Genomic DNA, 2,242 nt, shown 5'->3' with positions numbered 1-2,242 from the left:
TCTTTAAAACCAGTCTTTTTTTATTTTAACTTTTAGCCTCAAAAAGTTAAATCATCAAAATCAGTGAGTTCATCTTGGAGCTTTTGTGTTAGTACTGTATAAGCTACAGCATATTTTTTAGGGTAAGCATCGCTGGCGGATAGTTCGTTTGCTTTCTCTAAAGCAGAGAACAAACTTTCAGTCATATTGACATTATTTAGTATGCACAAGGCCAAATCATGCACGCGTTGTTCTTTTGAAAGACTCATAATATTAAGCCCCTTTCCATAAAGTTGAGTAAAAAATTACGAACGATAAGCTTACCAATATTATAACATGGTAGCGGTTAAGAAAAGTTAAAATTGCTCTGATTTTTAAGGATTTAATAGCTTTCCCTTGTGATATTGAAGTCATTAATTTTTGAGCAAGGAAAAAAATACTACAAAGTGGCACATTCATCATCTTTTTTACTTCCGAAAATTTTAGAAAGTATAAATATGAAGTAGAATTTATACCTTCTTTTATTCTACAGTGATAAAATAACATTATAAATTTTATCTAGTACGCTTTATAATTTTCACATTTTTGTCAACTTAGGGGTAAAAAAGGTGTTAAACCTCTTGAATGTCTGAAAAAATAAAAAAAGAAGCATCTAACCAATGGTTAGATGCTTCTCATGAACTATTGTTATGTTAATAGTTCAAATTGGAAGGTGACGTTTAAAGTATTTGCGCGTTTTCCATTTGAAACGTGCAGTTTCTACGCCTTCAGTCATTGCGACATAATCGTCTGCTAAGGTAACAACCCAGCTTTCTTTATAACGTGGCGGTGCTATTGTAGCCCCCCACATATGTTTGACGATGCAGTCGTACTCAAGATCAGAAAGGGTAGTAATTTTTGCTGCATTACGGGCAGCGATACGAGGATGAACATAGGCATGACTTTTGTTAAATTTAGTGTCGCGCCAATCGTAGTAGAAAAGGTCGTGTAAGAGACCTGCACGGGCAGCAGATTTTGCATTCCAGCCCATCTTTTTACAAACTAAATAGCTCACATAACTTACCTTGATTGAATGAATCAAACGTGTTGAAGTATAGTGATGTGTGATTTCATCAAGCTGTTTCAGTTCCGGCATTTCAAGAAAGTGACCAACATAACTCATAAACTCGGCATCTGTCAACCATGGATTTTCATCTAATTTCATATTCATATTATAGCACCATTCTATAAAATGTAAATAGCGATATGCAATTTGACACAAGAAAAAAGAAAAATATTTCAATTTTCTTTTGACAAACAGTTGCTAAAAAGCTAAAAATCCTGTATAATTTATAGGTATTACAAAAATTTGGAGGAAATAATGGCTAATATCAAATCTGCAATCAAACGCGCTGAATTGAACGTTGTTGCTAACGAACGCAACTCACAACAAAAATCTGCAATGCGTACTGCAATCAAAAAATTTGAAACTGCACCAAGCGAAGACACATTCAAAGCTGCAAGCTCTGCAATCGACAAAGCTGCATCAAAAGGTCTTATCCACGCTAACAAAGCTTCACGTGACAAATCACGTTTGGCAGCTAAATTGGGCTAATTCTTAATTGCAAAAAAATATTCCTGTCTGCTGATAGGATTTTTTTTTACTCTAAAAATGGGAGAACTTTGGATGAAGCTGATGATAGAAATAAAACATGTAAGATAAATGTTATAATAATGTTATTAACAACGTTGAATTTATAGGTGACCTAGGCAGGGAGTTGCCAGCGACAAAGAAAGGAGAGGAGAGTGGAAAAAAAGAAATAATTTTCTGCTTATTTCCGATACCAAACAATGACAGATTCTATAAAAGTAGATTTTAAAAAAACTGAAAAAGAGTTTTATTTTCCTAAAAAAATTGAAGTAATTACTGTACCTGAGATGTCTTATTTGACTGTTTCTGGTCAAGGTGCACCAGCTGGTACAGCTTTCCAAGAAGCGATTGCTTCACTTTATCCTATAGCATATGCTATTTCAATGTCCTACAAAAGAGAAGATGTGGTGATTCCACAGTTTTACCGTTTTGTTGTGCCGCCCTTGGAGGGTTTGTGGACAAGCCGGACAGCTCCAAAGGCTAATGAGCCTCTACGTAAAGAAGAACTGATTTGGAAAGTTATGATTCGGATGCCAGAATTTGTAACTGAAGAAATTGTTGAGTGGGCGAAAAAAGACACAGCTTCAAAGAAAAAACAAGATTTTTCTCAAGTAAAATATGAAAAGATTACAG

4 protein-coding genes are annotated in these 2,242 nt (G+C 34.6%); 2 read left to right on the top strand and 2 right to left on the bottom strand.

Annotation, left to right across the window (positions count from 1 at the left end):
* Positions 1-38: 38 nt before the first annotated feature.
* Both LACDD01_RS05155 and LACDD01_RS05150 read right to left on the bottom strand, forming a co-directional pair.
* Positions 39-248, bottom strand: a complete 210-nt coding sequence (locus LACDD01_RS05155; protein ID WP_061413543.1) for a hypothetical protein — start codon at positions 246-248, stop codon at positions 39-41.
* A 431-nt stretch (positions 249-679) separates the two neighbouring features.
* Complete coding sequence (locus LACDD01_RS05150) at positions 680-1,189, bottom strand: HD domain-containing protein (RefSeq protein ID WP_017368896.1); 510 nt, start codon at positions 1,187-1,189, stop codon at positions 680-682.
* A gap of 150 nt (positions 1,190-1,339) precedes the next feature.
* Here LACDD01_RS05150 and rpsT point away from each other — a divergent pair, with 150 nt between their 5' ends.
* Together rpsT and LACDD01_RS05140 are read left to right on the top strand one after the other, a co-directional pair.
* Complete coding sequence (rpsT, locus tag LACDD01_RS05145; protein WP_004259004.1) at positions 1,340-1,573, top strand: 30S ribosomal protein S20; 234 nt, start codon at positions 1,340-1,342, stop codon at positions 1,571-1,573.
* 236 nt (positions 1,574-1,809) lie between these two features.
* A partial coding sequence (locus LACDD01_RS05140; RefSeq protein WP_082779267.1) for a GyrI-like domain-containing protein occupies positions 1,810-2,242 on the top strand: 433 nt, incomplete at its 3' end.

Origin of the sequence: Lactococcus sp. DD01, from assembly GCF_001578715.1 — a bacterium.
GTDB lineage: Bacteria > Bacillota > Bacilli > Lactobacillales > Streptococcaceae > Lactococcus > Lactococcus petauri.
This window is presented reverse-complemented; position numbering and strand designations above follow the sequence as displayed.

Bases quoted from the DNA above. Each gene is read 5' to 3' on its own strand.
- LACDD01_RS05155 (WP_061413543.1), bottom strand. From the start codon at position 248: ATGAGTCTTTCAAAAGAACAACGCGTGCATGATTTGGCCTTGTGCATA.
- LACDD01_RS05150 (WP_017368896.1), bottom strand. From the start codon at position 1,189: ATGAATATGAAATTAGATGAAAATCCATGGTTGACAGATGCCGAGTTT.
- rpsT (WP_004259004.1), top strand. From the start codon at position 1,340: ATGGCTAATATCAAATCTGCAATCAAACGCGCTGAATTGAACGTTGTT.